This window comes from Vagococcus xieshaowenii (assembly GCF_004792515.1).
In the GTDB taxonomy this organism is placed as follows: Bacteria; Bacillota; Bacilli; order Lactobacillales; family Vagococcaceae; genus Vagococcus_A; species Vagococcus_A xieshaowenii.
Window position 1 is genome coordinate 1,248,648 of sequence record NZ_CP038865.1, and the last position, 26,353, is coordinate 1,275,000.

Here is a 26,353-nt window from a genome sequence, read left to right on the forward strand (position 1 = left end):
TCCTTTCTAATTGTTTAATTAAGCACCTAGAACGACTTCTCGCCCAAATTTATTACGATAGATAACTTGGGCTAACGTAATGTTAAAAAACGTTATTTGTTGCTCGTTTTTCTTGTAGTCTTGTTCTAACTTCAATATTTCACGCTTTAACTCTTTCATACTCATTTGTTGGTACTTGCTACTGATTGCCTTAACTCCCTTTTCAAACTCTGCTATCATTGCTTGTTCGCATTCTTCAATTGAATATCTAGCCATACTTCTCACCCCCTTTCTAAGGTTGTGCTTTTTATAAAGGAAAATATCAAGTATAATCAAGTTTTTGCGCTTTATTATTATGTTTATTAGCTTAGGGGTGGGGCTTATGTGGAAATACCCTGCGTGTTAAATTGATATCCCTCTCCGTTCCCTAGCCATTCTGCTATGACATATACAACGGGGGGGAGATGCTTTTCTTTTTAGGGTGTTAGATTAGTAAGATTTAAGTAGAGATTGCATCTCTAATTTGAATATTTTTCACGTATATACTTCATCAATTCATTAATAAAATCTGTTCTATTCTCGTTATCAGCGAACCAATGATTAAACTCATGTTCAGCTTTACCGCCACGCCTTACTCTTATTTCATCAAAGGCTTTTTCTAATATCATTCTCTCTTGATTATCTTTAAAGTATCTTGTTACTTTCCATTCAATATCGTCTAGCTTACTGTTATTATGTTCCCACTCCACTTGGCTTGCTAGTTCGTCCATAATACGCCCTAGTTTGCTTTCTGCCTTGCCGTATAGTGACGGTAGCAACTCTTTATCTATAGCCATCTTATTCGCTATTGTAGGGTAATCTACTGGCTTTACAGACATATAACTACCATAAGCATAGTTGAATAGACAAGGTTCATTAGACAGATACCAACGTTGCGCTAATAACTCCAGTTCTTCCCTGTCCATTCGCTTCAACGCTTGAAAGAAACATACCGCATAATTATATAATCGTTCTTCTGATTGTATTGCTACGATATTCTTCTCGTAAAAACGCCACTTCCTCAAGTTAAATTGAGCAGTACGTCTAAATCCTCTAATTTCACTACTTGCCATTATTTAAATCTTTCACCACCAAAATATCTAAATCTTGAATATAATACCATTCGTTCTCTAAGTCTTTATTCTCGATAATCGTCATCTTGTTAAGCTCCTTTTTCATTAGTTTTATCACGAATCAAAGTGATTTTTTTAGGTTCATTAGATAGCTCGTTGTATCGTTTAGCAAACTTGATTTTAATTACTCTTAGTTCGCTCCTAACCTGTGTAACCGTCTTGCCTGTCTGTTCTGCCACTTCCTCTAAACTTGCCCCCTTACACGTTTCAAACGCTGAATACCACTTGTTATACAGTTGTGTGGGGCTTTTATAATACATCCTAGCTAACAAGCTAACTTCTTCTTTTTCTAGCTCCTGTAACGCTCTAAAGAACGTTATCGCCTGCCATTTATGGAAGTTGTTCTTCATCTTGTTTATGTTCAATTCATAGAACTGCCAACGCCTTAATATAAACGTTGCTAACCTAACTTGTTCTTTATCGTTCATCATATACACCTCCACTATTACTATTGGTAATAGTTAGTTTTCCGTTTCGTCCTTTGTCTCCCGTCATGTACACCCCTTAAAATCGTTTCTAAGCGTTTAAACGTTATCCATTGGCATTTTATCGTTTAACGTTCTAAAACGCTCCTATTAGCTAATTAACGCTTAATAAAGTAGTTATATGTTAATTGCATTCAGTATCGCATCCATATTCCCTAAATAATCATCTTGTACTAATTCGATTTCTTTTGTATCTTCATCTTCCACGCCTAACCATAAAGAAACAGCCATTGTAATTTCTTCTATTTCTTCAATCGCCTTTTGTTTTACCTGCTCGTTATCCACCGCATAACCTTTAATAAATCTGTCTACCAAATAATTACGTTCATACGGCTCTAAGCTATCCATGAACTTATTCCAATATTTCTGCTTAAACTGATTTATCTTAATACGATCATCTACAATACGATTAAACCTATCTAACTGTTCTACAAAGGTGGCTGGTTTAATGGATTCGGAGTAGATACCTAAATCACCAAATACAACGTGCGAACAGAAACTACTTTGATAACGTTCATCTCTATATCTTTCTTTACTGTGGACTAATTCTTTTTCTAATAACTCTAAGTGCATATATTTTTTTATCGCCTGTTCGTCAAACTGTTCCATCTCCACACCGTCCTGCTTGCAATTAGAAGTTTATTTATATCTATCTCTTAATCTATATCTGTTGCGTTACATTGCGTTACTGTAACGTTACGCATATCAGACAACCAATTAGCTAAGGCTAAGCTATATATAACCTATACTTACCTAACTTAACCTTACCTAACCTATGCCGTCATTTGTCAGACAAGTGTCTGTCATTTGATTAAAGGGAGTAAACAATGCTTACCCCCTACTCTTATTTAAAAGTGTACCCCTGTGTTATCTCCATCGTCCGGATATCTCCATTCATCCGGTACTGTTACCTTAGGCGGTTTATATATAGAAGTTGAGTTTTTACTTCTGTATGCTTCACTTAGGTAGTCACCCATCTTGTTACCAAACAACGTGCTAGGTCTTAGATATTTATTCATTTTGTCATCATACAACCATTCAGTTGTTTTTATCATTATTACTTGTTTGAAGTCATCAAACGTATAGCCGTTTTCTATTTGTGAAGTAATCAGTTTTACGTTGTCATCACTTGCTTTGTATACGCCGTTTGTTTTTTCATTCAAATAGTCTATAACTTGATTAATAGTAGATTGGTGAGGGGAAGAAGGGGAGCTGGTGGCTTGTTTTCTTTCCTCTTGCTCTACCTCTCTCTCTATATCTATATCTATCTCTATATCTATCTCTTCTCTTTCTCTATCTCTTCTCTTCTCTTCGTTGCGGTCTGTTTCATTACTGTTGCATTGCAACGCTTCACCGTTACTTTGCAACACTTCGGCATTATTCTCGATTCTTTTTTTTGCTCTATGTCGTCTTGAACGTTCTGTACTATAAGCTTCAGACCCCACCATGTCCGGTACTCTATTTAAAAAATACTCATCTTCCTCAACTATCTCTATTAATTTTTTCTTTTGTAAAAAACTAATCGTAACGGACACATCTTCCATGCTTTCATCTATAGCAAGCGCAACTTCCTCAATAAAATCATCGCCAATCGCTTCAAAATACAACTTGCCTTCATCTTTAAGGCTTAATAACAACATTTTGAGGTAGATGATTGTGAAGGTATCCCCACCGGCTATCTTCCTTAATAGCTTAATTTCCTTTTGATTAAAAAAATCTTCCTTCAACTGTAGCCAATAATATCTTTTTTTCTTTGGGTCGTTCTTGTACTTAGTCAATAGCAATCACCTCTTTCCTTTTTCAGTTACTCCATGAATAGAAATAAATTGTCAAAATCATCTTGCAACGCTCTATCTATATCCGCATCTAGTGTAATTTGATACTGAAGATGAATTTCTTTATCCCACGTTTTCAAATTCGCATCTTCAACCGCCTGTGCTCGCTTAATCATCTCTTTAATCTGTGATTTAAAGCTCCTTAAGCCTATTTCACGCTCTTCTTCTGTCTGAGGTATAAATATACCATCGCCCGTTCTTGTAGCGCATATAGGCACGTTATGGACTAATATAAGCCGATTAATTGCGGACTGGATTTGTCTAATGTTATAACCTGATACATCTCTTATATATGCTAGTGTTCTTCTTGACCCAATACCTTTAGGAATTAAATTTAATACAGACGTTTCAATCACATTTAATTCTTTTTCCATGCTATTGCCCTCCATCGAATGATTCAACATTTTGATAATGCTCTTCTGAAAGACTCTTAACCGATGCTATCAGACCATTTAAAGCGCTAATATCTTTTAAATTCACATTAGCATCACCGAATCTGTGAAATAAAAATGCTTCAATTCCATCCAATGCAGCCGCTAAGTTACCTGCGCTTATTACTAAATCGTTAATATCTACTTTTTGTTCATTAAATTCCATAAAATTAATATCTCCCTATCGTCAAATTATTGTATTTGTGTTAATATATAGGGAGTTAAACACTTACAAATATCTAACTCCCAACGCTTCGAGAACGGCAATTCTCTAGGCGTTATTTTTGTACTCATATTGCTTTTCATCAACTTCTAACACGCTCATTACAACAGCTGGTATCATTAACACTAGAAACCATTTAAAACTCACTTGGCTTAATAAACCGCCTAATAAGAACACGATTATCAATAGCATCTTAATTCTTGCACCGTACATATTTTTCACCACTCCTTCATACAAATACTTCTTAAAAATTCATCTTTAGCTTGTTGATACATTGGCTTTCCGTTCCCTATTTGATATTGGAATAAGTACTTCCACATACCTTTTTCGTCTAGTTCTACTAATTTAACCAGCCTTCTCTTTTGATAATATTGTTCCTTATCATAAAATCGTTGCGTTGTTCCTTCAAATACTACTTTGTTATCAATTTCAACCCACGCATGGTCCACCAAACCTTCATAAATCCCCTCAACATATTTCACATTAGGTAACTCACCATTTTCTTTCATATAATCAAACGATTTATCGAAACATTTTTGAGGATATACACGATTTTTAACACCGTTCTTATATTCTGTAGGAACATCAACTTCTAGTTCTTTCAATTCTTCACGTAAATCTAGTACCGCTTGATACAATGGTTTAGCCATTTTTTTCACTCCTTAATTTAAAGTGGTTTTTTCGTCTTGCTCAGGACTTTTTTTATTTTTTATGTTCTAATATCCACTTTCTAACTTCTTGCTTACTAGCGAAAAACGTCCGCTCTCCTACTACTGAGATGGGCAAGCCATCTCTAATTAATTCATTCAACTTCGGCATACTAATATCTAACCACTCACACAATTGTGTTTTATTGATTAAATCTTTATCTACCGAACTGTCTTTTCTCGCCTGCTGAATTGCTTCAAGTGTAATATCGTAAATGTATTTCTTTAAATCGCCTTCTTGATCATCAGCAAGCATTACTTTTAGTTCTGCCATCTCACTCACCTACTTCTTAGTTAGTTTTTCAATAGCTTTTAATACTCGCTCTTTGCGTTCATCGTTCAACGGTGTGCGTAGCCAAACGCTAAAGCGTCCATCAGTAATACCGACCATTTGCGCTACCTCCCAGTTACGTAAACGGTTTTCAAAGATTAAATCTCTGATTTCTTGGTTTGCTTTCATATTTATCACCTCCCTATTATCAGAACAGATAAAACGTATCGAACTCTGTACGTTCATCTTGTACCTAAATACTATCACGACATCAAAATCATTGCAACAACAAAATACATTTTTGTCGTACAAAACCCTGTACGTTATTTTCGAAGTAACATCTTTAATTAGAACAACAACAATGTTATACTCTAACTAAGAGGTGATTTTATTGATAAAAATTAAACTAGACGAACTACTAAAAGAGTATGACGTTACAATTACTGAAATTAGCGATGCTACAGGTATTTCAAGAAGCACATTAACCCCTTTGGTTAACAATCCCAAACAAGTAAAAGGCCTTAAAATAGAAACTATTGATACTTTATGTGATTTTTTTGGTATTCATATACAAGATTTTATTGAGTTCTCTCCTACAAAAAGCAAATACAACATAAAAACGTTTTGGGGTACTGGCGATGCTTTAAATTACACTTTTTTATTAAGTAAAACAATTGGTAGTAAAGAAAGATTAGCTTTATTAACTGTTCAAATGAAAGGTTTTTCTTCTGATCCAAATAATGAATCTACATTAATTTTTAATGGATACACAAATTTCTTGAATTTAGAAGAAACAAAAAAATATTTAGATGAAGTTTTAGCTGATGGAGATAAGTATGATATAAACTCGTTCGCTAAAAATAATATCTTTCTAAATGACATTTCAAAACAATCATCAAAAAATATTGAATCGGTTACTAAAATAATTTCAAAAATTATGAAAACTCATATCAACTCGATAGAAGAACATCAGGATATTTCAGGTATAGAACTAAACTGGATTCTTCCTAATAATGAATTAAACAAGTTTAAAAGCTACATTTATGATTTTGAAACTGAAGAAGTAAAAGAATCTGATGCTACCTTCCATCTTCATTTTAAAAAAGAATTATAACCCTTCCCTACGTCTTGCTCAGGCTAGAAAGAGGTTATTATGGCAACATTTAAACAATATTCAAAAAAAGATGGCTCTAAGGCTTGGTTATTTCAAGCTTATTTAGGCGTTGATTCTGCTACTGGTAAAGAAGTTAGGACAACACGTAGAGGCTTTAAGACGAAGAAACAAGCTCAATTAGAGGTCAATAGGCTTGTAGTGGAGTTTGAGGAAAAAGGGCTTGTTAAACAGTCTGAGAACACGTTTAAAGAGATGTATCTGCTGTGGTATGAAAGTTATAAGACTACCGTCAAAGAGACCACTAGCATTACTACAGAACGTTTAATGACTAAGCACGCTTTACCAGTCTTTGGAAACCTAAGAATAAACAAGATTGATGTTAAACTAGCTCAAAAGACTGTAAATGATTGGGCTAAGAAAATGAAAACTTATAAGATTATTCTTCAATATTGCTCAAAGGTAATGGAATACGCTATTAATTTAGAATTAGCGCAACATAACCCTTTTAGCAAGGTGATTAGACCGAATATTAAAGATGATAGTAATGAAAAAAAGATTAAATTTTATAACTTAGAAGAAGTTCATCAAGTAATGAAGTTTTTAGATGATAAAGTGAGACATACCCAACAAGGAACACTTATTCAAAAATTCTTTGCTGAGTATGATCAAGCGTTATATCGTTTAATGGCTTTTAGTGGTTTAAGAGGCGGTGAGGCATCCGCTTTAACCTTTGATGATATAGACTTCACTAACAAGACGGTAACGGTCAATAAGACGTTATCAGAGGTTAGAGGCGGTTATGCTGTCTCAACACCTAAGACTAAAAGCTCATACAGAACTATTAGCCTAGATGATAAAACAATTATGATACTTAAGAGATGGCAATTAAGACAGCGTGAACTGTTATTCGCTAATCGAGGTAAAAAGAGTAATTATGTATTTGTAAACATCGAAGGCGAACTAATGAACCGTACAGACCTATACCAACGTTCTAAACGTCTATCTAAGGCGGTAGGACTTCATAACATTGGTACTCATGGCTGGAGGCATACACACGCCTCTATGTTATTTGAGGCTGGTGTCACGATGAAAGAGGCGCAAGAAAGATTAGGTCATAGCTCTATTACTCAGACAATGGACACATACACGCATCTCGGCAATAAGGCACAAGAAAGAACGGTTGATAAATTAACCCAAATTGCTAATTTTTAATCAAACCGTATTCAAAACCGTATTCATTTTTTTAAAAGACAAAATAAAAAAAGCTAGAAACCTTGATGTGAAAGGCTTCTAGCTCTTATTAGTAACTATTATTTAGTTTCTCTGTGTAACTCTAGTTTTTTTGTATTAAACTAATGCTGAGTCATTCGTAGCACTGTGTCTGCTAATGTTTCAGCAAAGTCACGTACGTCTTCTTCTGATAATCCAAGGCCAAAACTAATGCGAATAGAAGATGGGACTATGGCTGAGTCTTTACCATGCATAGCGATTAACACATGAGAAGGTGCCATATTGCCCGCTGTGCACGCGGAACCTGCCGAAACAGCGAAGCCTTTTAGATCTAGATGCATCAGGAGCATCTCACTTTGTACACCTGGTAAATAAAGATTCAAGACATGGGCAGACTGTTGTGGTGCCTGACCATTAATATCAAATGCCACAGCTCGTTCTGATAATGTTGATAAAATTATTTCACGATAAGCTTGATAGGTGCGCTGATTGTCTTTTTTCTTTTCAGGCGTTAATAAACTAGCCGCTTTCGCATAGCCCATAATATTCGCTAAATTTTCAGTCCCTGGTCTTTTTTTATTTTCTTGATCACCACCATGAATTAATGGGGTAATTTTGGTTCCTTCTTTAATGAATAAAAAGCCAGTTCCTTTAGGTCCATTGATTTTGTGTGCGGCTGTAGATAGCAAGTCTACGTGCCAAGCGTTGACATCAATTTCTTCTAAACCAAATGATTGGACCGCGTCAGTGTGAAACAGCGCTTGGTGGGTCTGTAATAACGCACCTATCTCAGGAATAGGAAATATCGTTCCGACTTCATTATTCGTACGCATAATCGACACAAGAATCGTGTCTTCCCTCAACGCTTCGTTGACTTGTTCAACTGTCAATTCACCTGTTGAAGCAACAGGTAAATAGGTCACCTCAAAGCCTTGCGTTTCTAAATATTTAAATGATTTTAAAACAGCTGAGTGTTCTACTTGAGTAGTGATGAGATGTTTGCCTAAATGTTGGTAATTCTCGGCCGTTTTAATAATTGCCATCGTATCACCTTCACTGCCACCACTTGTAAAAATAAGTTCGCTTGGTTTAGCGCCAATGCTCTTTGCTAGCTCATCACGAGCATTTTCTAGTAAGCCTTGTGCGGGACGTCCAAATTGATGCAAGCTTGAAGGATTACCAAATGTCTCGGTCAGAGTTTTTGTCATCGTTTGAATCACTTCAGGATGAAGCGGTGTTGTTGCTGCATGATCTAAATAAACTGGTTTCATATTTTTTCACTCTCTTTTTGATATAATTATCCTCATTATACACTAAGTTAGTACACTTGATAAAAGTAACGCGTTGCTAATTAAAAAAGTGGGCGATTGTTACATCGCACCACTTTGACTTAATAATGTTCCACTAAATAATCAAGTAATGTACGAGTTTTACTAACCGCCGTTCCATTTTTTCTTGAATCTTCACTTAATACTAAGCCCATGAACTGTTTATCATCCTTATCCATAAATAATAAGAAACTGTTTTCTTTGCCAGTTGTGTCTTGTTTATCCTTGATTTCTGCCGTTCCTGTTTTGGCTGCAATCGTTTTGTTTGGTTGGAATAATTCATGTGCGTAGCCATCTGAATTCGCGACAACACCTACCAAATCATTCAACACAATATTGGCTGATTCTTTAGACACGACTTCTTTTTTATCTGGTGTTTTTTCTTGACCTTTGACTAGTTGAGGATAGACCAATGTCCCTTCATTCATTAATGGACTATACATGGAAAGTTGTGTGACAGGTGGTATTAGCAATTCTCCTTGTCCATAACCCGTATCTGCCAATAAAATATCTGAATTAAAGCTATCCTCATTAGAAATGCTTGCTTTAGGCACTGCAATTGGTAGTTTCAACGATTCATTAAAATCAAATTTTTCTAATCCTGTCCTAAACGTTTTTTCACCCATTTCAAGTGTTTTTTGCGCAAAGAATATATTATCAGAATTAACTAGTGCTGTTTCTAAATTGACCGGAGAGGCTTCTTTTACACGCGTCACGTAATAATTACCCCAACTATCATCTTTTTGCCATTTTAATCCATCAATAGACAAACTATCTTCTGGCGTTAGCTTATTAGCATCTAGAGCAATCATTGCTGTTAACGTCTTAAATGTTGAACCAGGTGCGTAGCTCGTTGCATAACGTTCAATGAATGGTAAATCTTTGTTAGTTTGATACTTATCGTAATCTTCTGCTGAAATCCCTACCGTCATTTGATTAGGATCAAACGATGGTGAACTTGCAAGCACTAGTAGCTCTCCAGTTGAGGGCTCATTCACCACTGCAGAACCTGGTTGATTGTTCAATGAGTCAAATGCAATTTGTTGGGCTTTGCTGTCAATCGTTAAAGTAATATCTTCACCATCTTGCTTATCATTTGCCAAAATAACGCGTTTGACTTCCCCTTCTTCATCTTCAATTTGAACTGTACCACCGTTATGACCACGAAGTTTTTCATCTAAAGAAGCTTCGAGCCCTGATTTACCAATTATCATGTCAGCCGTCAATTCAGGATTTTTTTCAATATCTTCCGCTGTTGCTTTACCTGTGTAGCCAAGTAATTGCGCACTTGCTTCACCTAACGGGTAATAACGCATCTCTTTTGAACTTATCATTACACCTTTTGGCAAATTAGATAAGGCTTCTTCAGATAAATTTTTGGCTAACGTTTTTAATGGCACAAAGACCTCCCCAGTTGCCCAATCTGGTGCTAAAAAACTCTCAATTGTATCAACGGATAAATCAAAAGCTTCACTAATCGCTTTAATATTACTTTTTCGCTCGGTTCCTTCTCCTAATTTATCTGGAATAACCCCTACTTGCTGATAGTCATGCTCAGTTGCCAGTTCGACCCCATTTCTATCTAGTAGTTTCCCACGACTAGCAGTTTCTTCATTGATCATGACTTTATCATTGCCACTCATTTCAGCAAAAATTAGCGATGGTGACCAATCAAATGTCCAACCATCATCGGTTTTGATTAAATTGGTTTGATAGGCTTCATCTTTAATTTCTCCCATTGAGGTCATCATAGATACTTTATATGAAACTTTATAGTTATCTTTAGATTGTTTTTCTTGTTTAACCTCGGTTACTTCTATCCCACTTACATTTAACGCATCAAATATAGTTTGATACTTAGTTTCTGCTGTTTCTTTTGTGAAACCTGCTGCCTCAATACTTTGTTTATTAAATAATGTCATTAATTGATGATAATCTTGTTTTTTCAGTGCTTGTTTTAACTCGGTTGTTGCGCTATTGACTTGTTTTTTTACCGATTGCTGATAAGCAACTATAGAACCGCCTCCAGCTAAAGCAACAACAACTATACCTGAAGCTATCCCGATTATTTTTCTATTCATTTTCATAACCTCCTTGATTGCTTTTATCTTATCATATTCATTCTAAATATGACTTATTTTTTTCTAATAAAACAATCAAAAAGTTGTTCAATATAAAAAGCACACCACAAAGGATGTGCTTTAATTATCTGCTATTACTTATTCAAAACTAATTCTAGTGGTGAATCGATTGCTTTTTCTACGTCTTTACCAGAGAAATAATCATAAGCTGCTTGTAATGCTAATTTACCCATTTCTGTTGGTTGCTGTGCAATTGTTCCAGTTAACTCACCTGCTTTAACTGATTTTAAGGCATCGTCGTTACCATCAAATCCCATCACAATAACATCAGATTTACCAGCAGCTTTTAACGCTTCTAATGCACCTAAAGCCATTTCATCATTTTGAGCAAATACTGCTTTAATATCAGCATTGGATTGTAAAATATTTTCCATAACTGTTAGACCTTTTGCACGGTCAAAATCAGCTGATTGAGAATCGACAACATCTAATTTATCTTTAGCGATATTTTCAAATCCTTCTCCACGTTCACGAGTTGCTGAAGCACCTGGAATTCCTTCTAGTTGTACAACTTTTGCTTTTTCACCTAGTTGTTCAACCATGTAATTGGCTGCCATTTCGCCACCTACAACATTATCTGAGGCTACTAATGTTAAGACATCTCCACCATCAGAACTTCTATCTAATGCAATAACCGGAATATTGGCTTGGTTTGCTGCTTCAACAGCTGGTTGAATCGCTGAAGAATCGACAGGATTGATTAATAATACATCTACATTTTGTTGAATCAAATCATCTACATCATTGCTTTGTTTTGATGAATCATTTTGTGCGTCGGAAACAATTGTTTTCGTACTATTTTCATCAGCTAATGTGGTGATACCATCTTTTACTGAGACGAAGAAGGGGTTGTTCAACGTAGAAATACTTACACCTACGACTAATTCTTCTGGTTTTTTCTCAGCCACTTTATCTGTTGCCTCGCTTCCTTTGTCTAAAGTTGCTGCATTACATCCTGCTAAAGCTAATGTACCTACTGCTAAAATACCTAATAAGATTTTTTTCATGTTCTTCCCTCTTTCTTTCATTCAATTGATTTTATTTTTTCTTTCGATCAAGCAGAACGGCTACAATAATCACTAAGCCTTTAACAATCTGTTGATAGAAACTTGATACCCCTAATAAGTTTAAACCATTATTGATGGTTCCAATAATTAACGCCCCAATCAATGTCCCAACTAAACGACCTTTACCACCTGATAAACTTGTACCACCAAGTACAACAGCTGCAATAGCATCCATCTCAAACGCTTGTCCTGCAGTTGGTTGTGCTGAATTTAAACGTGATGTTAAAACAATACCAGAAATAGATGCCATTAAACCTGAAATGGTGTAAATTAACGTTTGAATTTTATCACTCTTTACACCTGCAATTTGTGCGGCTTTAATATTACCACCAACTGCAAATGTTTTTTTACCAAAAGCTGTTTTATGTAACAGTAAATACAAGATAACAAATGCAACTAACATAACAACAATTGGAAATGGAATACCAAATAAATAACCACGACCGACAAATTGAAATAAGAAACTATCCCCAATCCCTGTAATTGGATTACCATCTGTAAAAACTAACGTTGCACCTCGATAAATGGTCATTGTCGCTAACGTTGCAATAAAGGGTGCCATGTTTCCTTTAGTAATTAATAAGCCATTAATCATTCCTAAAACAGCCCCTAAAATCATCCCAATCAGCATTGCTAAAGCAGGATTAAACCCGTTAGCAATTAACCCCGCTGTTAAGGCACCTGTTAAAGCTAAGGTTGAACCGACAGATAAATCGATACCACCCGTAATAATAACAAAACTCATCCCAAATGCGATTAATGCATTAATAGAAACTTGTCTTAACAAATTCAATAAATTATTTGCCGTTAAAAAATTGGGATTTAAAACAGCCACAACTATGACTAAAATTGCTAATGCTAATAATGGACCCAGAGAACCAATCGATATTTTTTTTGCTTTATTTGTCATTTTATTTTCCTCCAGTTGCGTAATTCATAATACGTTCTTGCGTAGCTTCCTCACGAGAAAGTTCACCGTTGATTTTACCTTCGTGAACAACCAAGATACGATCACTCACTCCTAGAACTTCCGGCAAATCACTCGATACCATGATAATTGCCACACCACGTTCAGCTAGTTCATTCATTAATAAATAAATTTCACGTTTCGCTCCAACATCTACGCCTCGCGTTGGTTCATCTAAAATAAGAACTTGTGGACCAATGCCAATCCATTTGGCCATGACCACTTTTTGTTGATTCCCACCTGAAAGTGCTGAAGCAGGTACTTCGCTACTTTCCATTTTTACAGTCAAACGTTTCAATAATAGTTCAACAAATTCATCCATTGTCTTATTGTCTAACATGCCTTTTTTACTGAATTCATCAACTGAAGGCAAGATAACATTATCTTTTAATGAAAAATCTAATACTAATCCTTCTTCTTTACGATTTTCTGTTAAAAAGCCAATACCATGACCAATCGCTTGACTCGGTGAGTTTATATGAATTTCTGTTCCATCTAAAAATAAACGACCACTTGTTTTACGATCAATACCATAAATTGCTCTCATAATTTCCGTGCGTCCTGCTCCCATCAAACCGGAAAAGCCAACAATTTCGCCTTCACGAACGTCAAAGTTAATGTCCTTTACTCGCTCAGAAGATAAATTTTCTACCTTAAACTTCACTTCGCCTATTTTATTATTTTTGTGTGGATAAAAGTCATTAATATCACGGCCTACCATGTCTTTAACTATTTGGTTAACTGCAACATCTTTAATTTGATACGTGCTAACCGAATAGCCATCTCTCATGACGGTAATACGATCACAAAGTTCAAAGATTTCTTCCATTCGGTGAGAAATATATACCATGGAAACACCATCTGCTTTTAGTTTTCGAATTATTTTAAATAAATTACTAATTTCTCTTTCAGAAAGAGCCGCCGTTGGTTCATCCATAATGATGACTTTCCCATTGGCTAACAAGGCTTTCGCAATTTCTAACACTTGTTGCTCACCAACTGATAACTCACCAACTAATTGATTTAGATCAAACGTGACATTCATCTGTTCAAAAATTTGTTGGGCTTGTGTCATCATTGACTTGGTATCTAGCAAACCAAACCCTTTTCTAATTTCTTTATTCAAAAACATATTTTCTAATACTGTCATATTAGTAAGCGTATTCATTTCTTGATGAATAAACGTAATACCAAATTCTTCGGCCTCTTTAGGATTGTGAAACATTTTTTCTTTTCCATCAATTTTAATACTTCCGTTATCTTTCTTATGGAAGCCTGTTAAAATATTCATCAGTGTTGATTTGCCGGCACCATTTTCCCCCATCAACGCATGTATTTCACCTTCTTGAAGGTCAAAATCTACCGCTTCTAATACTTTGTTTGTACCAAACGCTTTACTAATGCCTTGCATCTCAATTCTCATCCCTAAACCTCCTTAAAAAATCACACCTGCTTGTAGTAGGATATTCGCATATGGCGTTGCTTCCCCAGTTCGAATAATCGCTTTAGCTTGTTGCGTTAGTACTTTAAATTCCTCATGAGATACATAAGAAATCCCCTCTATTTGGTTGCGGATATGCGACTCAACCTTAGGATTATTCTCTTTTATTTCTGTTGCTAATACCGCACTTTCTACTTTCATGTCTTCTATCAATAGATCAAATACTTCTTTAAAACTTGGTGTCCCCAGTTTTAAAGATAAATCAATTTCTTTCACATTTTCAGGAACAGGCAACCCACAATCGCCAATTACTACTTGATCTGTATGTCTTAAGTCTGCCAATACTTTAGTTATTTCTGAATTTAGTAAACCTGATTTTTTCATCGTGACACCTCTTCTATTTTAGGAATTCCTGTTTGCGCACCTTTTTTCTGAATGGCTATACCTGATGCGCGATTTCCTAATTTAATAGCTTCTTCAATACTTAACCCTGTCAAAATACCACTAGCAAAGTAACCATTAAACGTATCACCAGCACCTGTTGTATCAATAACATTATCAATTTTTTCTTGTTCAACAAGTATTGCTTGCTCACCGTTATGATAGATAGCACCTTTAGAACCTAATGTCACGATTAATTTATTAGGATTCTCAGCCAATGCCTGTTCTAACGTTTTACCTTGGAACAAGGTTTCAAATTCATGTTCATTGGGTGTGATATAGGTTATTTTTTCTAATAGTTCATGACTAATTTCTTTTATTGGGGCAGGATTATATAAAACAGGAATCCCTGCTTCTTCCGCAAATTTAATGGCATACTCAATGACATCAGTTGGAATTTCATTTTGTATAATAAATAAGTCCATCTCTTTTAACATTTCTGCATGATTATCAATGTCAACGGTTTCATTTTTGCTATTTGATCCTTCAACGATAATAATACGGTTATCTCCCTCATGGACTTGAATAATTGCTACACCACTACTTGTATGTTCAGCTACTTTAATCATCGAAGAATCAATTTGATTATTTGTTAAATTGTCTATTAAATGTTGACCAAATTCATCATCTCCAACAGCTCCAAACATATAAGTTTGGACACCTGCACGGCTTGCTGCCACTGCTTGATTAGCCCCTTTACCGCCATAAAAAGTGGCAAATTCTTCTCCTACTACCGTTTCACCTTGCTCAGGTATGATACCTGTTGTGACAACAAAATCCGTTGATAAACTCCCAATAACTGCTACTTTTTTCATTGTTTACGACCTCTCCTATCTCGTGTGTAACCGGTTACTTATTTATCTACATAATACCACCCTCACAAAAAAGGTGCAACACTTATTTTCTAAGCGTTGCACCTTTTTCAAATGTAACTGGCATAATAATAGTTTCTAGCTGTTCTTTGTCCGCTTCATTCAATAAACTAATCATTTGCTTGGCTGCTTCCTGACCAATTTCGTATGCAGACTGTACTACGGTTGTTAGTTTAGGCGTTACCAAATTAGAAAACGGAATGCCGTCATAACCAACAATTTGTAATTGTTCCGGTATTTTAATACCCATAGATTGCGCACGTTTTATTAAATGTAACGCCAGATAGTCATTTGCCGCGACAATCGTATCGTACTTAGAAAAATATGGCTCTATTTTATCAATAGATGCCTCCATATTTTGATTGTTATAAGAGTTCAATTCAATCACACCATAATCGATATGACAGGACTTAAACTTATCTGTTAGTCCTTTAAAACGCTCAGCTGAACTAGGAATATCTAGATCTCCTGGTAAAATTAATAATTTATCAAAAGGTGTCGCTAAAATATGGTCTGCAATTAATTGTCCCCCGCCATAATCATCCGATAAAACTTTGGGGAAATCTCCTTCATACACACGGTCAATACCAACAATAGTCATTCGATTAACTAGCTCATCAGGTATGGGAACAGCTGTGATAATGCCACTAACGTTATTTTGATTAAACGTGGTAACATACTGTTTTAATGTGTCGAATGAATCTGATGTATTGGCTAATATCATCATCAAGCCGTTGCGGATTAATTCTTCTTCAATCCCTTTAGCAACTAAAGGAAAGTACGGATTGGCAATATCAGGGAAGATCACGCCGATTAGCTTTGAGGTTTTTTGGAAAAGTGAGCGAGCGACTTCATTGGGTACATACTTTAATTCATCGATAGATTGGGCAATTTTTTTGCTAGCTGCTTCACTTACGTAGCCTTTTTTATTCATGTATCTTGAGACCGTTGCGACTGATACCCCCGCATGCTGTGCCACTTCTTTAATAGTTACCATATCGCCAAACTTCCTTCTTCAATAAAATTTAAATAATTTCTGCACCAAGCGTCCCTTTAAAATGTTCTAACGCCCACGCGTGACCTGTCGGATTAAAACTTGCGACTGCTTCTTGGTGAATCACGATTTTATAACCTAAGTTATAAGCATCAATAGCGGTATGTAGTACACAAATATCAGTACAAACCCCAACTAAGTGTAACTCCGTAATTTGACGTTCTCGCAAACGAATATCTAAGTCCGTACCACTAAAAGCAGAATAATGGCGTTTATCCATCCAATAGACATTTTCCTTGTCTCGATTACTTGCAAAGATATCTTTTAACTCACCATATAATTCACGACCTAATGTTCCGATAATATTATGTGGCGGAAACAGTTTCATTTCAGGATGATACGTATCTTTTTCATCATGACCATCAATGGCAAATACTACATAATCATCTGATTCAATAAATTCAGTGGTCAACTGACTAATACTTGCTTCTATTGCTTGACCAGGCTCTCCTGTTGTCAACTTCCCATCTTCTGCTACAAAATCATACGTATAATCAATATTAATTAATGCACGCATTTGTATTACCTCCTAATAATCATTATTTTTTATAATGGTTAATAAACTCAATCACCACTAATGCTGATTTTTTTCCAGCTTCAATAATAAAATCATCAAAACTCATGCTTGCTTCCTCATCTGCCACATCACTAATCGCACGAACTACAGCAAACGGTACGTTATATTGTGTTGCCACTTGAGCAATTGCTGCGCCTTCCATTTCAGTCGCTAACACGTCAGGAAAATCTGTTTTAATCGTGTCGATTTTTTCTTGACTCGCAATAAAACTATCTGACGTTGTAATCAAGCCACGTTTTGAGGTCATTCCTTGATTTTGTGTCGCTTGTTCTAAAACAGTAACCACTTGTTCATCTGCTTCATAATAAAGAGGCATGCCGGCCATTTGTCCTTTAGCATAACCAAAAGCTGTCACATCGACATCGTTATAGGCTAACTTAGATGAAATCACAATATCGCCTACACGTAAGCCAGTACCAATTCCACCAGCTGAACCTGTGTTTAATAAAACATCAACTTGATAACGATGAATTAATAAAGTTGCTGTCATCGCAGACATCACTTTACCTATCCCTGATTGGACAACTACGACTTCCTTATCACCAATCGTTCCTTCAAAAAACGCATTACCTGCTTCATTCCATGTGCTCATGTTATTCATTGCTTCTTTTAAGACGATGACCTCTTCAGCCATCGCGCCAATTATACCTATTTTCATCTTAACTAGTTCGCTCCTTTAATTATCCAAAAAAGATAAAATAAAATAAAATCATTAATAAAATCGTCACTACCACAATCGCCTTCGTTAAAAAGCTACTACGCTTTCTAATTTTGTTGCTTGTTTCTGCTCGACTACCTTTAACAGTTCCTATTTTCTTTTTTTCTTTTTTATATTGTTGAACAATTTCTTGTTCTTTTTGTTCAAATTCTTTTTGAAGCTCAGCATCTCTCAAACGTTTTGCAGCTTCTTCTTCTTTTTTCATCTCACGCAATTTACTACGCGTAATTAATGGTCCCTTGTCGCTCAAACCAATGCCTCCTATTTCATGTTTAATTCTAAATACTGGATAGCCATAATGGTCTTGCTATCGTTTATTTCTTTGGATGTAATCATCGCTTTTGCTTCATCTAAAGTTACCTCTAAAAGTTCAATTCGCTCATCCTCATCCTGTCCTTTAGGTTGTTCAATCTGAACCAATCCAGTCGCTAAGTAAATAATCATTCGTTCATTAGAAAAGCCCGGTGATAAAGCAACATCAAAAATTTCTTCTAACGACTGACAACCTAATCCTGTTTCTTCTTCTAATTCTCTTCTAGCTACTTCTATAGGATTGTGTTCATTTTTTTCTATTTTACCAGCTGGAATTTCAACGAGTGTTCGTTCTATAGGTTTTCTAAATTGTTTTACTAATATAATGTTATTCTCGCTAGTCACTGGAACGATTCCCACTGCCCCATGGTGAAACACTAATTCTCGTTGTGCCTGTGTGCCGTCTGCTAACACGACCTCGTCTACGGCGACTTCAATTACACGGCCTTTAAAAATCATTTCACGGTGCAATGTTTTTTCATAAAAATCTTCTTCTCGCATAGTGGGCCCTCACTTTTTATTTACTCTCTAAAGGTTACTATATCATGAACTAGTTGAAAAGACCTAAAACAAAATCAATCTTCGGACTGATAGGATACTCCCCCTAACTATGGTAGAATTAATGCATCAAGTTAAGTTTTACTTAACAAAAAGGAGTGACCTAATTGAAAAAGAAAACCTTAAGCTTCATACTTGGAGGCCTGGTAATGATTCCACTCGCTGCTTTATTCATTGATTCTCTAACAAATGGCAGTACCATTATCGCCATTATAATTGGTATTCTAATGGTAAGACTTATAATAAAACTACTAACCACAATAAAAAAAGGAAAAGAAATCAAACTGCCTGCAATGAGTAAAGAAAAGTCAGAACATTACGAAAGTTTAGGCATGAGTGATCAACAAATTGAATTTTTCCGTGAAACTATGCAAACAGCGAAAGAACAAATTAAGGCATTAGATACTAACATGAACAGTGTAACCAAGTTAAAAGCGATTAACTTACGTACTGATGCGGTAAAAATAACCAAATCCCTATTTAAACGTTTAGCTGATGAGCCAAACAAATTACATTTGGCAGATGGCTTTTTGTATCATCATCTACCAAATATTTTAGAACTAACAGATAAATATATCGAAATTAACAACCATGAAGTAAAAACGAAAACCTCTTATGAAGCATTAGAAAAAAGTGCCGCAATGATTGAAAAAGTTGCGATCTTACTTTTAGAAGACTATGAACGTTTTGTCAAAGATGACATGGATGAATTAGATGTCGAACTAACACTTGCTGAACAAAATATTTCCCGTAAAGAAGAGAAAAACCTAGAGGATATCACAAAAGAAACCACTGCCTCTACACCAGACAAAGAAGACTAAAGGAGTCGATAAATAGATGACAGATAAAATTAAACCTGTAGATTCAACCTTAGATGATTTATTAAGTAATCCCTTTGCAGATTCAAGTGATGCTGCTATGCAAATGGTGAATAGCCCTGATATGCAAACAACTGAAGCTGTTAATCAGGCGCCAAAATTTATTGATAAATTAGAACCCGCACGCCAAGTACAAGCACGTCAATTAGCTGAGCAAATCGATATCACTGATTCGCAATCTGTTATGGCCTATGGTTCAGCTGCACAAAAAAAATTAGGTGAATTCTCTCACTCAATGCTAGCACATGTTCAAAATCAAGACTTAGGACCGGTTGGTGATTCATTAACTGAATTGATGTACCGATTAAACGAAACAAGTCCAGATGAACTGCAAGCCCAAGAACGCAATGTCTTCAAGAAAATGTTTGGTAAAGTCAAACAATCTATCTATGAAGTCACTGCCAAATACCAAAAAATTGGTGCACAAATTGATAAAATCGCCGTAAAATTAGATAAAGAAAAAAATGCATTATTAAGCGACAATGTCATGCTTGAACAGCTTTACCATAAAAACAAAGATTATTTTGACGCTTTAAACATCTATATTGCTGCGGGTGAATTGAAAAAAGAAGAACTTGAACAAACTTTGATTCCTGAAGCAATGAAAAAAGCTGAAATGACCGGTGATCAAATGGATGTACAAGTTGTGAACGACTTAACACAATTTTTAGATCGCTTAGACAAACGAACACATGACTTAGCTTTAGCGCGTCAAATTACCATCCAACAAGCCCCACAAATTCGCTTAATTCAAAATACCAATCAAGCATTGGCAGAAAAAATTCAAGCCTCTATTAATACCGCTATCCCACTTTGGAAAAATCAAGTGGCAATCTCTTTAACATTATTACGCCAAAAAGATGCCGTGACCTCTCAACGACAAGTTGCTGAAACGACAAATGACTTGTTAAAACGTAATTCCGAAATGTTAAAACAATCAACCATTGAAACCGCTCGTGAAAATGAACGAGGCGTTGTTGATATTGAGACATTACAAAAAACACAAGATGACTTAATCGAGACAATCCAAGAAACATTACGTATACAAGCCGAAGGAAAAGAAAAACGACGTGCCGCAGAGCTAGAATTAGCTGTGATGGAAGATGAATTAAAACACAAATTATTGGAAGTCTCTAATAAATAATAAAAAAAACAACTGTCTATGTAGTCCATCTAAAAGTTAGAATTTTTAGTCTAACTTTTACTTGTACTACAATAGTTGTTTTTTTGTTTACCGTTATTCAAATAATTCAGCTTTATTTTCTACAAAAAAAGCGAAAACTTCTAATTATTAGAAGCCTTCGCTTTTTCTTATTATAGTAATAAGACTTAAAATGCTACATAGTTTCTTGGATTTTCAAAACCAGACCATAGTGACGTACTAATACCGAAGTGTAAATGTGCACCTGTAGAATAACCTGTAGAACCTACATTACCAATGAAACTTGATTGTCCTACTTGTTGATTAGCTGACACATTGATACTGCTTAAATGGAAGTAGTAAGTGTATTTACCGTTATCATGCTTGATGATAACATAATTACCTGCTGAATAATGATAACCTGCTTCAACTACAACACCTGATTTCACCGCATAGACTGGTGTTCCTGTTCCAACTGCTAAATCAATACCATCATGTTGTGTTCCTGAGTAACCTGTTGGATCTTGACGATAACCAAATTCACTTGAAACCGTCACACCAGGCATATTTAATGGATGAGCATAGCCATTGCTTTGCTCATTTTTAACAGAATTATTTTTATTAGACGATTGCTTCGTCTTTTGTTTAGAACTATCTAACTTGATTTTATTTCCTACATAAATTTTATTAGGATTTTTGATATTATTATCACTTATCAATTTATCCAAAGACAAACCATTATCTATGGCAATTTGTGATAAAGAGTCGCCTGATTTAATTTTATAGGTAGTCATTTCTTCGGCATTCACTTCATTTGCACTGTACATAGCAAAAATAGATGCTCCTAGCACCATTCCAATAGTTTTGATCATATTATATTTTTTCAATTTTAAGCCCTCCTATAGGTCCTGTATTGGTTATATAAATTACTTAATAAATTACTAATAGAACTTATTAAGTAACACCAAGTTAATCAGAGTAGTGGTCATCTAACTAACTTACATTAACTACTATACAGGGTTTTAAAAAAGCTATCTGTTCAAAATAAATAACAAGAATAAAATATTGAACAGTTATGAAATATTTGTATATAAAATTCGTGAGATTGACATATTTGTCATCATTCTATCGCTAAACAGAATTAAATGACGGTTATTTGTTATTAATCTTTGCTTACTATATAATATGATTAATAGATTGGAGGGCTATTATGTATTCAACACTTTCAAAAAAAACAATGAATTATTTATTTATTATCAATCAATTATATAGAGAAGAAACAAACATTGAACTATTTATGGCTAGTATGCAATGTACACGATTAACCATTCAATCCAACGTTGAAACATTGAATCAAATAATTTATCCTAGTATCATTCAACAATACCAAGAGAACTACTCCTTAACTATTCCTTATAATGACTCTTATGATCATTGTATCGCCAAAATATTAACTGATAGTTTTGAATTAACATTATTAGAAGCCATTTTCTTTGAAGAAGAACATAGTTACTTAACCTTATCAGAAAAGCTCTATACTAGTGAATCAACCATACGACGCACAATTGGGACTCTAAATGATCATTTAAAACCATTTGATGTCCAAATTATCACACGTCCCCTAAGAATTATCGGTAATGAACGATTAATCCGAATTATCTTTTTTCGATTATTTATCGAAAAATACGGTGTTTATGCTATTCCATTTGAGCCTAGTAGTATCGACTTCATTAAACAGTTCTATCACTTGAAAATCCCTTTTATTAACCGAGGAAAAAACAATCAAGCTGAACGTAACTTTGTTCTGTTTTCATTAGTTGGACTACAACGCGAAAAGAATAATCACTCTGTCCCAATTAAAGGGAAAAACACTGTTGCAAAATTCATTGCCAATTGGTTAGATAAAGTGCCCTTCATAGGGATAGGTAAATTAATCAAAAACCAACCAAAAGATACCATCACTTTTTTATCCAACGTTTTCTACCTTTATTTAACCGATGATTTCTTTGCTATAAATGGCGAACTAACGTCTGATTCAAAAAAGAAACGCTTAGCAAAAGTGGAAGAATTCGTCCAACATGTTTTAAAAGAAACCCACCTACAAATTCCACACAAAATAAAATCATACATCGTACGTGATGTTTATGATGCCAATTATGGCTTTTTAGCCATACAAGGGAACTGGGTTGAATTAGCCCTTCATAATAATGAATACGATAATTTTTATATTTTCAATCAAGCACTACTCGATAAAGAGATTGTTAAAAAAAATCTAGCTTTATTTTTAGGAGAAGAACAATTACAGTACCTATCTACTACCTATTTCTTAATTCAAACTAGAATTTTCCATTTTTTAAGCGAACAACACAAAGCACTCAAGATTGGGCTTTTTATTGATTTTGATAAAGAATTTAATGATTATTTATTTTCAGAACTTACAAGCATCCTACCTAGTAAATTTGAATTAATTAACCTTTCGACAAAAAAAGAAAGGCCTATTAACGAAAGTATCAAAACAGTTGATTTATTAGTTACCAACGTCTTCACTTCATTGTCCCTTTCAGAGAACTATATTTATCGTGTATCTCGTTTCTTTACTGAAGAGGAACTATTAAACATTGCTACTTGGGCAAGTGAATGCTATAAAAAAAAGGATGAGTCGCTTAATTAAGCAACTCATCCTTTTCTTTATAACTTATTAACGTTTAGATTCTGGAAATAATAAATCTAGTACATTTTTTGTTAAACGACGTCCTTTTCCTTGATACGGATAACAATGCATATGCATTGCTGGATTAAAGTTCGCTTCAATGATACCGTAAGCTTTTTCACTTTCAAAAGGATTAACCGTTTTATCTGGTATGATTAAATCAATTCCACAAATAACAGCACCTAGTTTTTCAACAGCTTGTTCAGCAATTATTTTATAATATTCAGGAATTTCATCCGTCATATCAATACTATCACCACCGGTACTAACATTTGAATTTTCACGTAAATAAGCTATTTGTCCCTTACTCAACACATCATGAATCGTCAATCCTTGTTCTTTTAACATCAACTGTTCAATTTCACCTAATTGAATTAACTCTAGTGGCGCACGATGGTGAGTCCCTCTTAATGGGTTATCATTTTTCTTTTTAACTAATTCCTCAATTGTAGAAACACCATCTCCTACAACGTTGGCAGGCACACGTAGCATTATCCCTCTCGTCTTACCGTTTATCACGAAGAAACGATATTCAGTCCCTGGAAGAAATTCTTCCACTAAAACATCTGTATCCTCATTAAAGGCAATTCTAAGTGCTTCTTCATAATCTTCTTGACTAGCACCTTCTTTAAAAATACTAATCCCTAATCCATAATTAGTAGACTTAGGTTTGACAACAAAGCCCATTTTACTTATTTCTGGATAAATTAAACGGGCACGTTCCATCGATTGAAATTCATATCCTTGAGGTACACGGAAGCCGGTTTCTGAGAGTACTTTTTTTGTCACGACTTTATTGGCCATCATAAGAGGCACCACGTAGTTATCTTTACTTGTCATATTAGCATTTTTTACATATTCAACATGTCCATTAAACGATAATTTTAAGAATTGATCTGATCGGTCAATTACCTCAACTTCAACCCCACGTTGTAAACTATCTGCTATCATAATTTGAGTTGAAAGCTCCATATCTCTAAATCCTTCTAATTGATACGTTTTTTCCCAAGCTTTATCGTAATATTGTTTACCTAAATGAATGCCTAATTCATTATTAGTAAACTCATCATTTTGAGTATAGCTTACCATCTTACCTGAAATCGTTTTTTGAGGATCATTTAATAGGTCTTCTGCTTTGTCAATTAAATAATGCCAATTAGCGGATGCATTTATTTCCTTTAACATGCCCTTCATCCCAGAAACCAATGCCATACCTTCTGTTAGATAACTTGTCTTTTCCAAAGGATCTTCAAGTGCTACTGCATTATTAATCTGAGTACCTAATTTCAATAATTCATCAGGATTCTCAGTTTCATTATTAATCCATAACATATACATTAAGAAAATATGTAAAAATTCTGTTTGATCTTCCGTTATACCATAACTAGCAAATGGGTTATTATCAATATTACGAATTTCTATATATTGAATACCTGCTTGTTTCAAGTCAGCCATTGATTTACCACCACGTAAACGAACAGGTGAATAAAATTCTTTTTCCTCAGACAACTTACCTTTTTCAATTAAATCGGCAATGTCTTGCTCGTATCGTTCTAATGATTCATAAGAAACAAATACATCATCATGATTAGTATAACCAAATTTACTATTTCTAATACTTCTAACGGGTTCATTTGGTTTCATTTCATTTTCGTCAAAATATCCCCATTCACTTACTGGAGTTGCACCAAATAAGTAGGTAACTAACCAACGATAGCGCAAATAGTTACGTGTAACCTTCAAATATAAATCCGTTTTAAATTCAACGAGATTAAGATAGTTCTGTTGTCCTTCAAATAATTTCTCAATAAATTTTTCATTAAATTCAAAATTATAATGAATACCACTAACCATTTGCTTACGTTTACCATATGATTTTGCTAGATACCTTCTATATAATACATCCTCAAATTTATCTAGTTTCGCAATAATAATGTCCTCATCTTTTTCTGGCAAAACAGGTGGCATACTAAGGGGCCATAACATTTCATCTTCATTCATTGAACGTAATACTACCTCATGTAATGCGCCTAGATAACTAACCACATCTGTTTCATTTTCAAAAACTGGCGTAATTAATTCAACTTGTGTTTCACTAAAATCTGTTTGAATATTAGGATGATAACTTCTTGAACCTAATATTTTTGGATGACCAGTTGTTGCAAGAACACCATTAAGCGTGACTCTTTGACTTTCTTTTTCTAAACCAACACGTATTTTTTTAAACCATTCTTCATTATTATTTTTTATTATTAAGTCTTTAAATGACTGCATATTATTCACCTCAAAATAAGCTTTAATCAGTTTATTATACCATTTTTAAATATGATTTACTCTTTAATTGCTTTATACATACAATTTGAGCAAAAAAAAAGAACTAGTAAGTTTACTAGTTCTTAACTCCGGCAGTAGGACTCGAACCTACGACATCATGATTAACAGTCATGCGCTACTACCAACTGAGCTATGCCGGATTATGCGTGGCAACGTCCTACTCTCACAGGGGGAAACCCCCAACTACCATCGGCGCTAAGAAGCTTAACTTCTGTGTTCGACATGGGAACAGGTGTATCCTTCTCGCTATCGCCACCACACTTTTTATATTCGAATGAATTCCTTCACTCAAAACTGGATTGAAACAAAACTTGACGCTCCGAAATACAATTTTTGGTTAAGTCCTCGACCGATTAGTATTGGTCCG

The 26,353-nt window shown here is 34.8% G+C and carries 30 protein-coding genes, 1 tRNA gene and 2 rRNA genes (1 of these 33 running past the window's edge); 5 read left to right on the plus strand and 28 right to left on the minus strand.

What is annotated here, in order from left to right:
- Positions 1-18 precede the first annotated feature (18 nt).
- The 11 genes from E4Z98_RS05995 to E4Z98_RS10045 form a co-directional block, all read right to left on the minus strand.
- Positions 19-255, minus strand: a complete 237-nt coding sequence (locus tag E4Z98_RS05995) for a hypothetical protein (protein WP_135253343.1) — start codon at positions 253-255, stop codon at positions 19-21.
- Between the two features lie 242 nt (positions 256-497).
- Positions 498-1,091, minus strand: a complete 594-nt coding sequence (locus E4Z98_RS06000) for a hypothetical protein (RefSeq protein ID WP_135253344.1) — start codon at positions 1,089-1,091, stop codon at positions 498-500.
- A gap of 89 nt (positions 1,092-1,180) precedes the next feature.
- Positions 1,181-1,582 carry a hypothetical protein gene (locus E4Z98_RS06005; RefSeq protein ID WP_135253345.1) on the minus strand — a complete coding sequence of 134 codons (402 nt, stop codon included), beginning with the start codon at positions 1,580-1,582 and terminating at the stop codon, positions 1,181-1,183.
- Positions 1,583-1,753: 171 nt separating this feature from the next.
- Complete coding sequence (locus E4Z98_RS06010) at positions 1,754-2,245, minus strand: hypothetical protein (protein WP_135253346.1); 492 nt, start codon at positions 2,243-2,245, stop codon at positions 1,754-1,756.
- 239 nt (positions 2,246-2,484) lie between these two features.
- Positions 2,485-3,414 (minus strand): conserved phage C-terminal domain-containing protein, encoded by a 930-nt coding sequence (locus E4Z98_RS06015; RefSeq protein ID WP_167790859.1) that lies wholly within the window; start codon positions 3,412-3,414, stop codon positions 2,485-2,487.
- A 26-nt stretch (positions 3,415-3,440) separates the two neighbouring features.
- Complete coding sequence (locus E4Z98_RS06020; RefSeq protein ID WP_135253348.1) at positions 3,441-3,845, minus strand: hypothetical protein; 405 nt, start codon at positions 3,843-3,845, stop codon at positions 3,441-3,443.
- Position 3,846: 1 nt separating this feature from the next.
- The gene (locus E4Z98_RS06025) at positions 3,847-4,068 is read right to left on the minus strand and encodes a hypothetical protein (protein ID WP_135253349.1); all 222 of its coding nucleotides are present in this window, start codon (positions 4,066-4,068) and stop codon (positions 3,847-3,849) included.
- A 105-nt stretch (positions 4,069-4,173) separates the two neighbouring features.
- Positions 4,174-4,338 carry a hypothetical protein gene (locus E4Z98_RS10040; protein ID WP_167790860.1) on the minus strand — a complete coding sequence of 55 codons (165 nt, stop codon included), beginning with the start codon at positions 4,336-4,338 and terminating at the stop codon, positions 4,174-4,176.
- Positions 4,339-4,343: 5 nt separating this feature from the next.
- Positions 4,344-4,775: a hypothetical protein gene (locus E4Z98_RS06030; RefSeq protein WP_135253350.1), complete on the minus strand. Its 432-nt coding sequence runs from the start codon at positions 4,773-4,775 to the stop codon at positions 4,344-4,346.
- A 52-nt stretch (positions 4,776-4,827) separates the two neighbouring features.
- A complete protein-coding gene (locus E4Z98_RS06035) occupies positions 4,828-5,106 on the minus strand; it encodes a hypothetical protein (protein WP_135253351.1) in 279 nt (92 codons plus the stop codon).
- Positions 5,107-5,115: 9 nt separating this feature from the next.
- Positions 5,116-5,292: a hypothetical protein gene (locus E4Z98_RS10045; protein WP_167790861.1), complete on the minus strand. Its 177-nt coding sequence runs from the start codon at positions 5,290-5,292 to the stop codon at positions 5,116-5,118.
- Positions 5,293-5,494: 202 nt separating this feature from the next.
- Between E4Z98_RS10045 and E4Z98_RS06040 the strand changes: the two genes are divergently transcribed.
- A complete protein-coding gene (locus E4Z98_RS06040) occupies positions 5,495-6,217 on the plus strand; it encodes a helix-turn-helix domain-containing protein (protein ID WP_167790862.1) in 723 nt (240 codons plus the stop codon).
- 39 nt (positions 6,218-6,256) lie between these two features.
- On the plus strand, positions 6,257-7,429 hold the full coding sequence (locus E4Z98_RS06045) for a site-specific integrase (RefSeq protein WP_135253353.1): 1,173 nt from the start codon (positions 6,257-6,259) through the stop codon (positions 7,427-7,429).
- Between the two features lie 140 nt (positions 7,430-7,569).
- On the opposite strand, the gene E4Z98_RS06050 is transcribed toward E4Z98_RS06045, so the two are convergent.
- From E4Z98_RS06050 to E4Z98_RS06105, 12 genes are all read right to left on the minus strand, one after another.
- Positions 7,570-8,718 carry a cysteine desulfurase family protein gene (locus E4Z98_RS06050; protein ID WP_135253354.1) on the minus strand — a complete coding sequence of 383 codons (1,149 nt, stop codon included), beginning with the start codon at positions 8,716-8,718 and terminating at the stop codon, positions 7,570-7,572.
- A gap of 119 nt (positions 8,719-8,837) precedes the next feature.
- Positions 8,838-10,862: a penicillin-binding protein PBP4(5) gene (gene pbp4 / locus E4Z98_RS06055; protein ID WP_135253355.1), complete on the minus strand. Its 2,025-nt coding sequence runs from the start codon at positions 10,860-10,862 to the stop codon at positions 8,838-8,840.
- A gap of 128 nt (positions 10,863-10,990) precedes the next feature.
- Positions 10,991-11,923, minus strand: coding sequence for a D-ribose ABC transporter substrate-binding protein (locus tag E4Z98_RS06060; protein ID WP_135253356.1), 933 nt, complete (start codon positions 11,921-11,923; stop codon positions 10,991-10,993).
- 31 nt (positions 11,924-11,954) lie between these two features.
- A complete protein-coding gene (locus E4Z98_RS06065) occupies positions 11,955-12,893 on the minus strand; it encodes an ABC transporter permease (protein ID WP_135253357.1) in 939 nt (312 codons plus the stop codon).
- 1 nt (position 12,894) lies between these two features.
- On the minus strand, positions 12,895-14,373 hold the full coding sequence (locus tag E4Z98_RS06070) for a sugar ABC transporter ATP-binding protein (RefSeq protein WP_135253358.1): 1,479 nt from the start codon (positions 14,371-14,373) through the stop codon (positions 12,895-12,897).
- 12 nt (positions 14,374-14,385) lie between these two features.
- Positions 14,386-14,775 carry a D-ribose pyranase gene (gene rbsD, locus E4Z98_RS06075; protein WP_135253359.1) on the minus strand — a complete coding sequence of 130 codons (390 nt, stop codon included), beginning with the start codon at positions 14,773-14,775 and terminating at the stop codon, positions 14,386-14,388.
- Positions 14,772-15,647, minus strand: coding sequence for a ribokinase (gene rbsK, locus E4Z98_RS06080; protein WP_135253360.1), 876 nt, complete (start codon positions 15,645-15,647; stop codon positions 14,772-14,774). The genes rbsD and rbsK overlap by 4 nt, the downstream gene beginning before the upstream one ends.
- Before the next feature lie 82 nt (positions 15,648-15,729).
- Positions 15,730-16,701, minus strand: coding sequence for a LacI family DNA-binding transcriptional regulator (locus tag E4Z98_RS06085; protein ID WP_135253361.1), 972 nt, complete (start codon positions 16,699-16,701; stop codon positions 15,730-15,732).
- A gap of 28 nt (positions 16,702-16,729) precedes the next feature.
- A complete protein-coding gene (locus tag E4Z98_RS06090) occupies positions 16,730-17,275 on the minus strand; it encodes a cysteine hydrolase family protein (RefSeq protein ID WP_135253362.1) in 546 nt (181 codons plus the stop codon).
- A gap of 22 nt (positions 17,276-17,297) precedes the next feature.
- Positions 17,298-17,993: a 5'-methylthioadenosine/adenosylhomocysteine nucleosidase gene (locus tag E4Z98_RS06095; protein WP_135253363.1), complete on the minus strand. Its 696-nt coding sequence runs from the start codon at positions 17,991-17,993 to the stop codon at positions 17,298-17,300.
- Between the two features lie 22 nt (positions 17,994-18,015).
- The gene (gene macP / locus E4Z98_RS06100) at positions 18,016-18,303 is read right to left on the minus strand and encodes a cell wall synthase accessory phosphoprotein MacP (protein WP_135253364.1); all 288 of its coding nucleotides are present in this window, start codon (positions 18,301-18,303) and stop codon (positions 18,016-18,018) included.
- A gap of 11 nt (positions 18,304-18,314) precedes the next feature.
- A complete protein-coding gene (locus E4Z98_RS06105) occupies positions 18,315-18,866 on the minus strand; it encodes an NUDIX hydrolase (protein WP_135253365.1) in 552 nt (183 codons plus the stop codon).
- A 206-nt stretch (positions 18,867-19,072) separates the two neighbouring features.
- Between E4Z98_RS06105 and E4Z98_RS06110 the strand changes: the two genes are divergently transcribed.
- The gene (locus E4Z98_RS06110; RefSeq protein WP_135253366.1) at positions 19,073-19,744 is read left to right on the plus strand and encodes a 5-bromo-4-chloroindolyl phosphate hydrolysis family protein; all 672 of its coding nucleotides are present in this window, start codon (positions 19,073-19,075) and stop codon (positions 19,742-19,744) included.
- 16 nt (positions 19,745-19,760) lie between these two features.
- Positions 19,761-20,945 carry a toxic anion resistance protein gene (locus E4Z98_RS06115; RefSeq protein WP_135253367.1) on the plus strand — a complete coding sequence of 395 codons (1,185 nt, stop codon included), beginning with the start codon at positions 19,761-19,763 and terminating at the stop codon, positions 20,943-20,945.
- Between the two features lie 185 nt (positions 20,946-21,130).
- Here the strand turns inward: E4Z98_RS06115 and E4Z98_RS06120 are convergent, their stop codons facing one another.
- The gene (locus E4Z98_RS06120; RefSeq protein ID WP_135253368.1) at positions 21,131-21,829 is read right to left on the minus strand and encodes a peptidoglycan DD-metalloendopeptidase family protein; all 699 of its coding nucleotides are present in this window, start codon (positions 21,827-21,829) and stop codon (positions 21,131-21,133) included.
- A 323-nt stretch (positions 21,830-22,152) separates the two neighbouring features.
- On the opposite strand from E4Z98_RS06120, the gene E4Z98_RS06125 reads away from it, so the two are divergent.
- Positions 22,153-23,613, plus strand: a complete 1,461-nt coding sequence (locus E4Z98_RS06125) for an AcpB/EbpR/MafR family transcriptional regulator (protein WP_135253369.1) — start codon at positions 22,153-22,155, stop codon at positions 23,611-23,613.
- Positions 23,614-23,640: 27 nt separating this feature from the next.
- Here E4Z98_RS06125 and gshAB read toward each other — a convergent pair whose 3' ends face one another.
- From gshAB to E4Z98_RS06145, 4 genes are all read right to left on the minus strand, one after another.
- A complete protein-coding gene (gene gshAB / locus E4Z98_RS06130; RefSeq protein ID WP_135253370.1) occupies positions 23,641-25,926 on the minus strand; it encodes a bifunctional glutamate--cysteine ligase GshA/glutathione synthetase GshB in 2,286 nt (761 codons plus the stop codon).
- A 126-nt stretch (positions 25,927-26,052) separates the two neighbouring features.
- Positions 26,053-26,126: transfer RNA gene (locus tag E4Z98_RS06135), tRNA-Asn, on the minus strand.
- 4 nt (positions 26,127-26,130) lie between these two features.
- Positions 26,131-26,246 (minus strand): 5S ribosomal RNA (gene rrf, locus E4Z98_RS06140).
- Between the two features lie 73 nt (positions 26,247-26,319).
- Positions 26,320-26,353, minus strand: a 23S ribosomal RNA gene (locus E4Z98_RS06145); it runs 2,883 nt beyond the window's last position.

Coding starts and splice junctions, on each gene's coding strand:
- E4Z98_RS05995 (WP_135253343.1), bottom strand. CDS start 255: ATGGCTAGATATTCAATTGAAGAATGCGAACAAGCAATGATAGCAGAG.
- E4Z98_RS06000 (WP_135253344.1), bottom strand. CDS start 1,091: ATGGCAAGTAGTGAAATTAGAGGATTTAGACGTACTGCTCAATTTAAC.
- E4Z98_RS06005 (WP_135253345.1), bottom strand. CDS start 1,582: ATGATGAACGATAAAGAACAAGTTAGGTTAGCAACGTTTATATTAAGG.
- E4Z98_RS06010 (WP_135253346.1), bottom strand. CDS start 2,245: ATGGAACAGTTTGACGAACAGGCGATAAAAAAATATATGCACTTAGAG.
- E4Z98_RS06020 (WP_135253348.1), bottom strand. CDS start 3,845: ATGGAAAAAGAATTAAATGTGATTGAAACGTCTGTATTAAATTTAATT.
- E4Z98_RS06025 (WP_135253349.1), bottom strand. CDS start 4,068: ATGGAATTTAATGAACAAAAAGTAGATATTAACGATTTAGTAATAAGC.
- E4Z98_RS10040 (WP_167790860.1), bottom strand. CDS start 4,338: ATGTACGGTGCAAGAATTAAGATGCTATTGATAATCGTGTTCTTATTA.
- E4Z98_RS06030 (WP_135253350.1), bottom strand. CDS start 4,775: ATGGCTAAACCATTGTATCAAGCGGTACTAGATTTACGTGAAGAATTG.
- E4Z98_RS06035 (WP_135253351.1), bottom strand. CDS start 5,106: ATGGCAGAACTAAAAGTAATGCTTGCTGATGATCAAGAAGGCGATTTA.
- E4Z98_RS10045 (WP_167790861.1), bottom strand. CDS start 5,292: ATGAAAGCAAACCAAGAAATCAGAGATTTAATCTTTGAAAACCGTTTA.
- E4Z98_RS06045 (WP_135253353.1), top strand. CDS start 6,257: ATGGCAACATTTAAACAATATTCAAAAAAAGATGGCTCTAAGGCTTGG.
- E4Z98_RS06050 (WP_135253354.1), bottom strand. CDS start 8,718: ATGAAACCAGTTTATTTAGATCATGCAGCAACAACACCGCTTCATCCT.
- pbp4 (WP_135253355.1), bottom strand. CDS start 10,862: ATGAAAATGAATAGAAAAATAATCGGGATAGCTTCAGGTATAGTTGTT.
- E4Z98_RS06060 (WP_135253356.1), bottom strand. CDS start 11,923: ATGAAAAAAATCTTATTAGGTATTTTAGCAGTAGGTACATTAGCTTTA.
- E4Z98_RS06065 (WP_135253357.1), bottom strand. CDS start 12,893: ATGACAAATAAAGCAAAAAAAATATCGATTGGTTCTCTGGGTCCATTA.
- E4Z98_RS06070 (WP_135253358.1), bottom strand. CDS start 14,373: ATGAGAATTGAGATGCAAGGCATTAGTAAAGCGTTTGGTACAAACAAA.
- rbsD (WP_135253359.1), bottom strand. CDS start 14,775: ATGAAAAAATCAGGTTTACTAAATTCAGAAATAACTAAAGTATTGGCA.
- rbsK (WP_135253360.1), bottom strand. CDS start 15,647: ATGAAAAAAGTAGCAGTTATTGGGAGTTTATCAACGGATTTTGTTGTC.
- E4Z98_RS06085 (WP_135253361.1), bottom strand. CDS start 16,701: ATGGTAACTATTAAAGAAGTGGCACAGCATGCGGGGGTATCAGTCGCA.
- E4Z98_RS06090 (WP_135253362.1), bottom strand. CDS start 17,275: ATGCGTGCATTAATTAATATTGATTATACGTATGATTTTGTAGCAGAA.
- E4Z98_RS06095 (WP_135253363.1), bottom strand. CDS start 17,993: ATGAAAATAGGTATAATTGGCGCGATGGCTGAAGAGGTCATCGTCTTA.
- E4Z98_RS06105 (WP_135253365.1), bottom strand. CDS start 18,866: ATGCGAGAAGAAGATTTTTATGAAAAAACATTGCACCGTGAAATGATT.
- E4Z98_RS06110 (WP_135253366.1), top strand. CDS start 19,073: ATGATTCCACTCGCTGCTTTATTCATTGATTCTCTAACAAATGGCAGT.
- E4Z98_RS06115 (WP_135253367.1), top strand. CDS start 19,761: ATGACAGATAAAATTAAACCTGTAGATTCAACCTTAGATGATTTATTA.
- E4Z98_RS06125 (WP_135253369.1), top strand. CDS start 22,153: ATGTATTCAACACTTTCAAAAAAAACAATGAATTATTTATTTATTATC.
- gshAB (WP_135253370.1), bottom strand. CDS start 25,926: ATGCAGTCATTTAAAGACTTAATAATAAAAAATAATAATGAAGAATGG.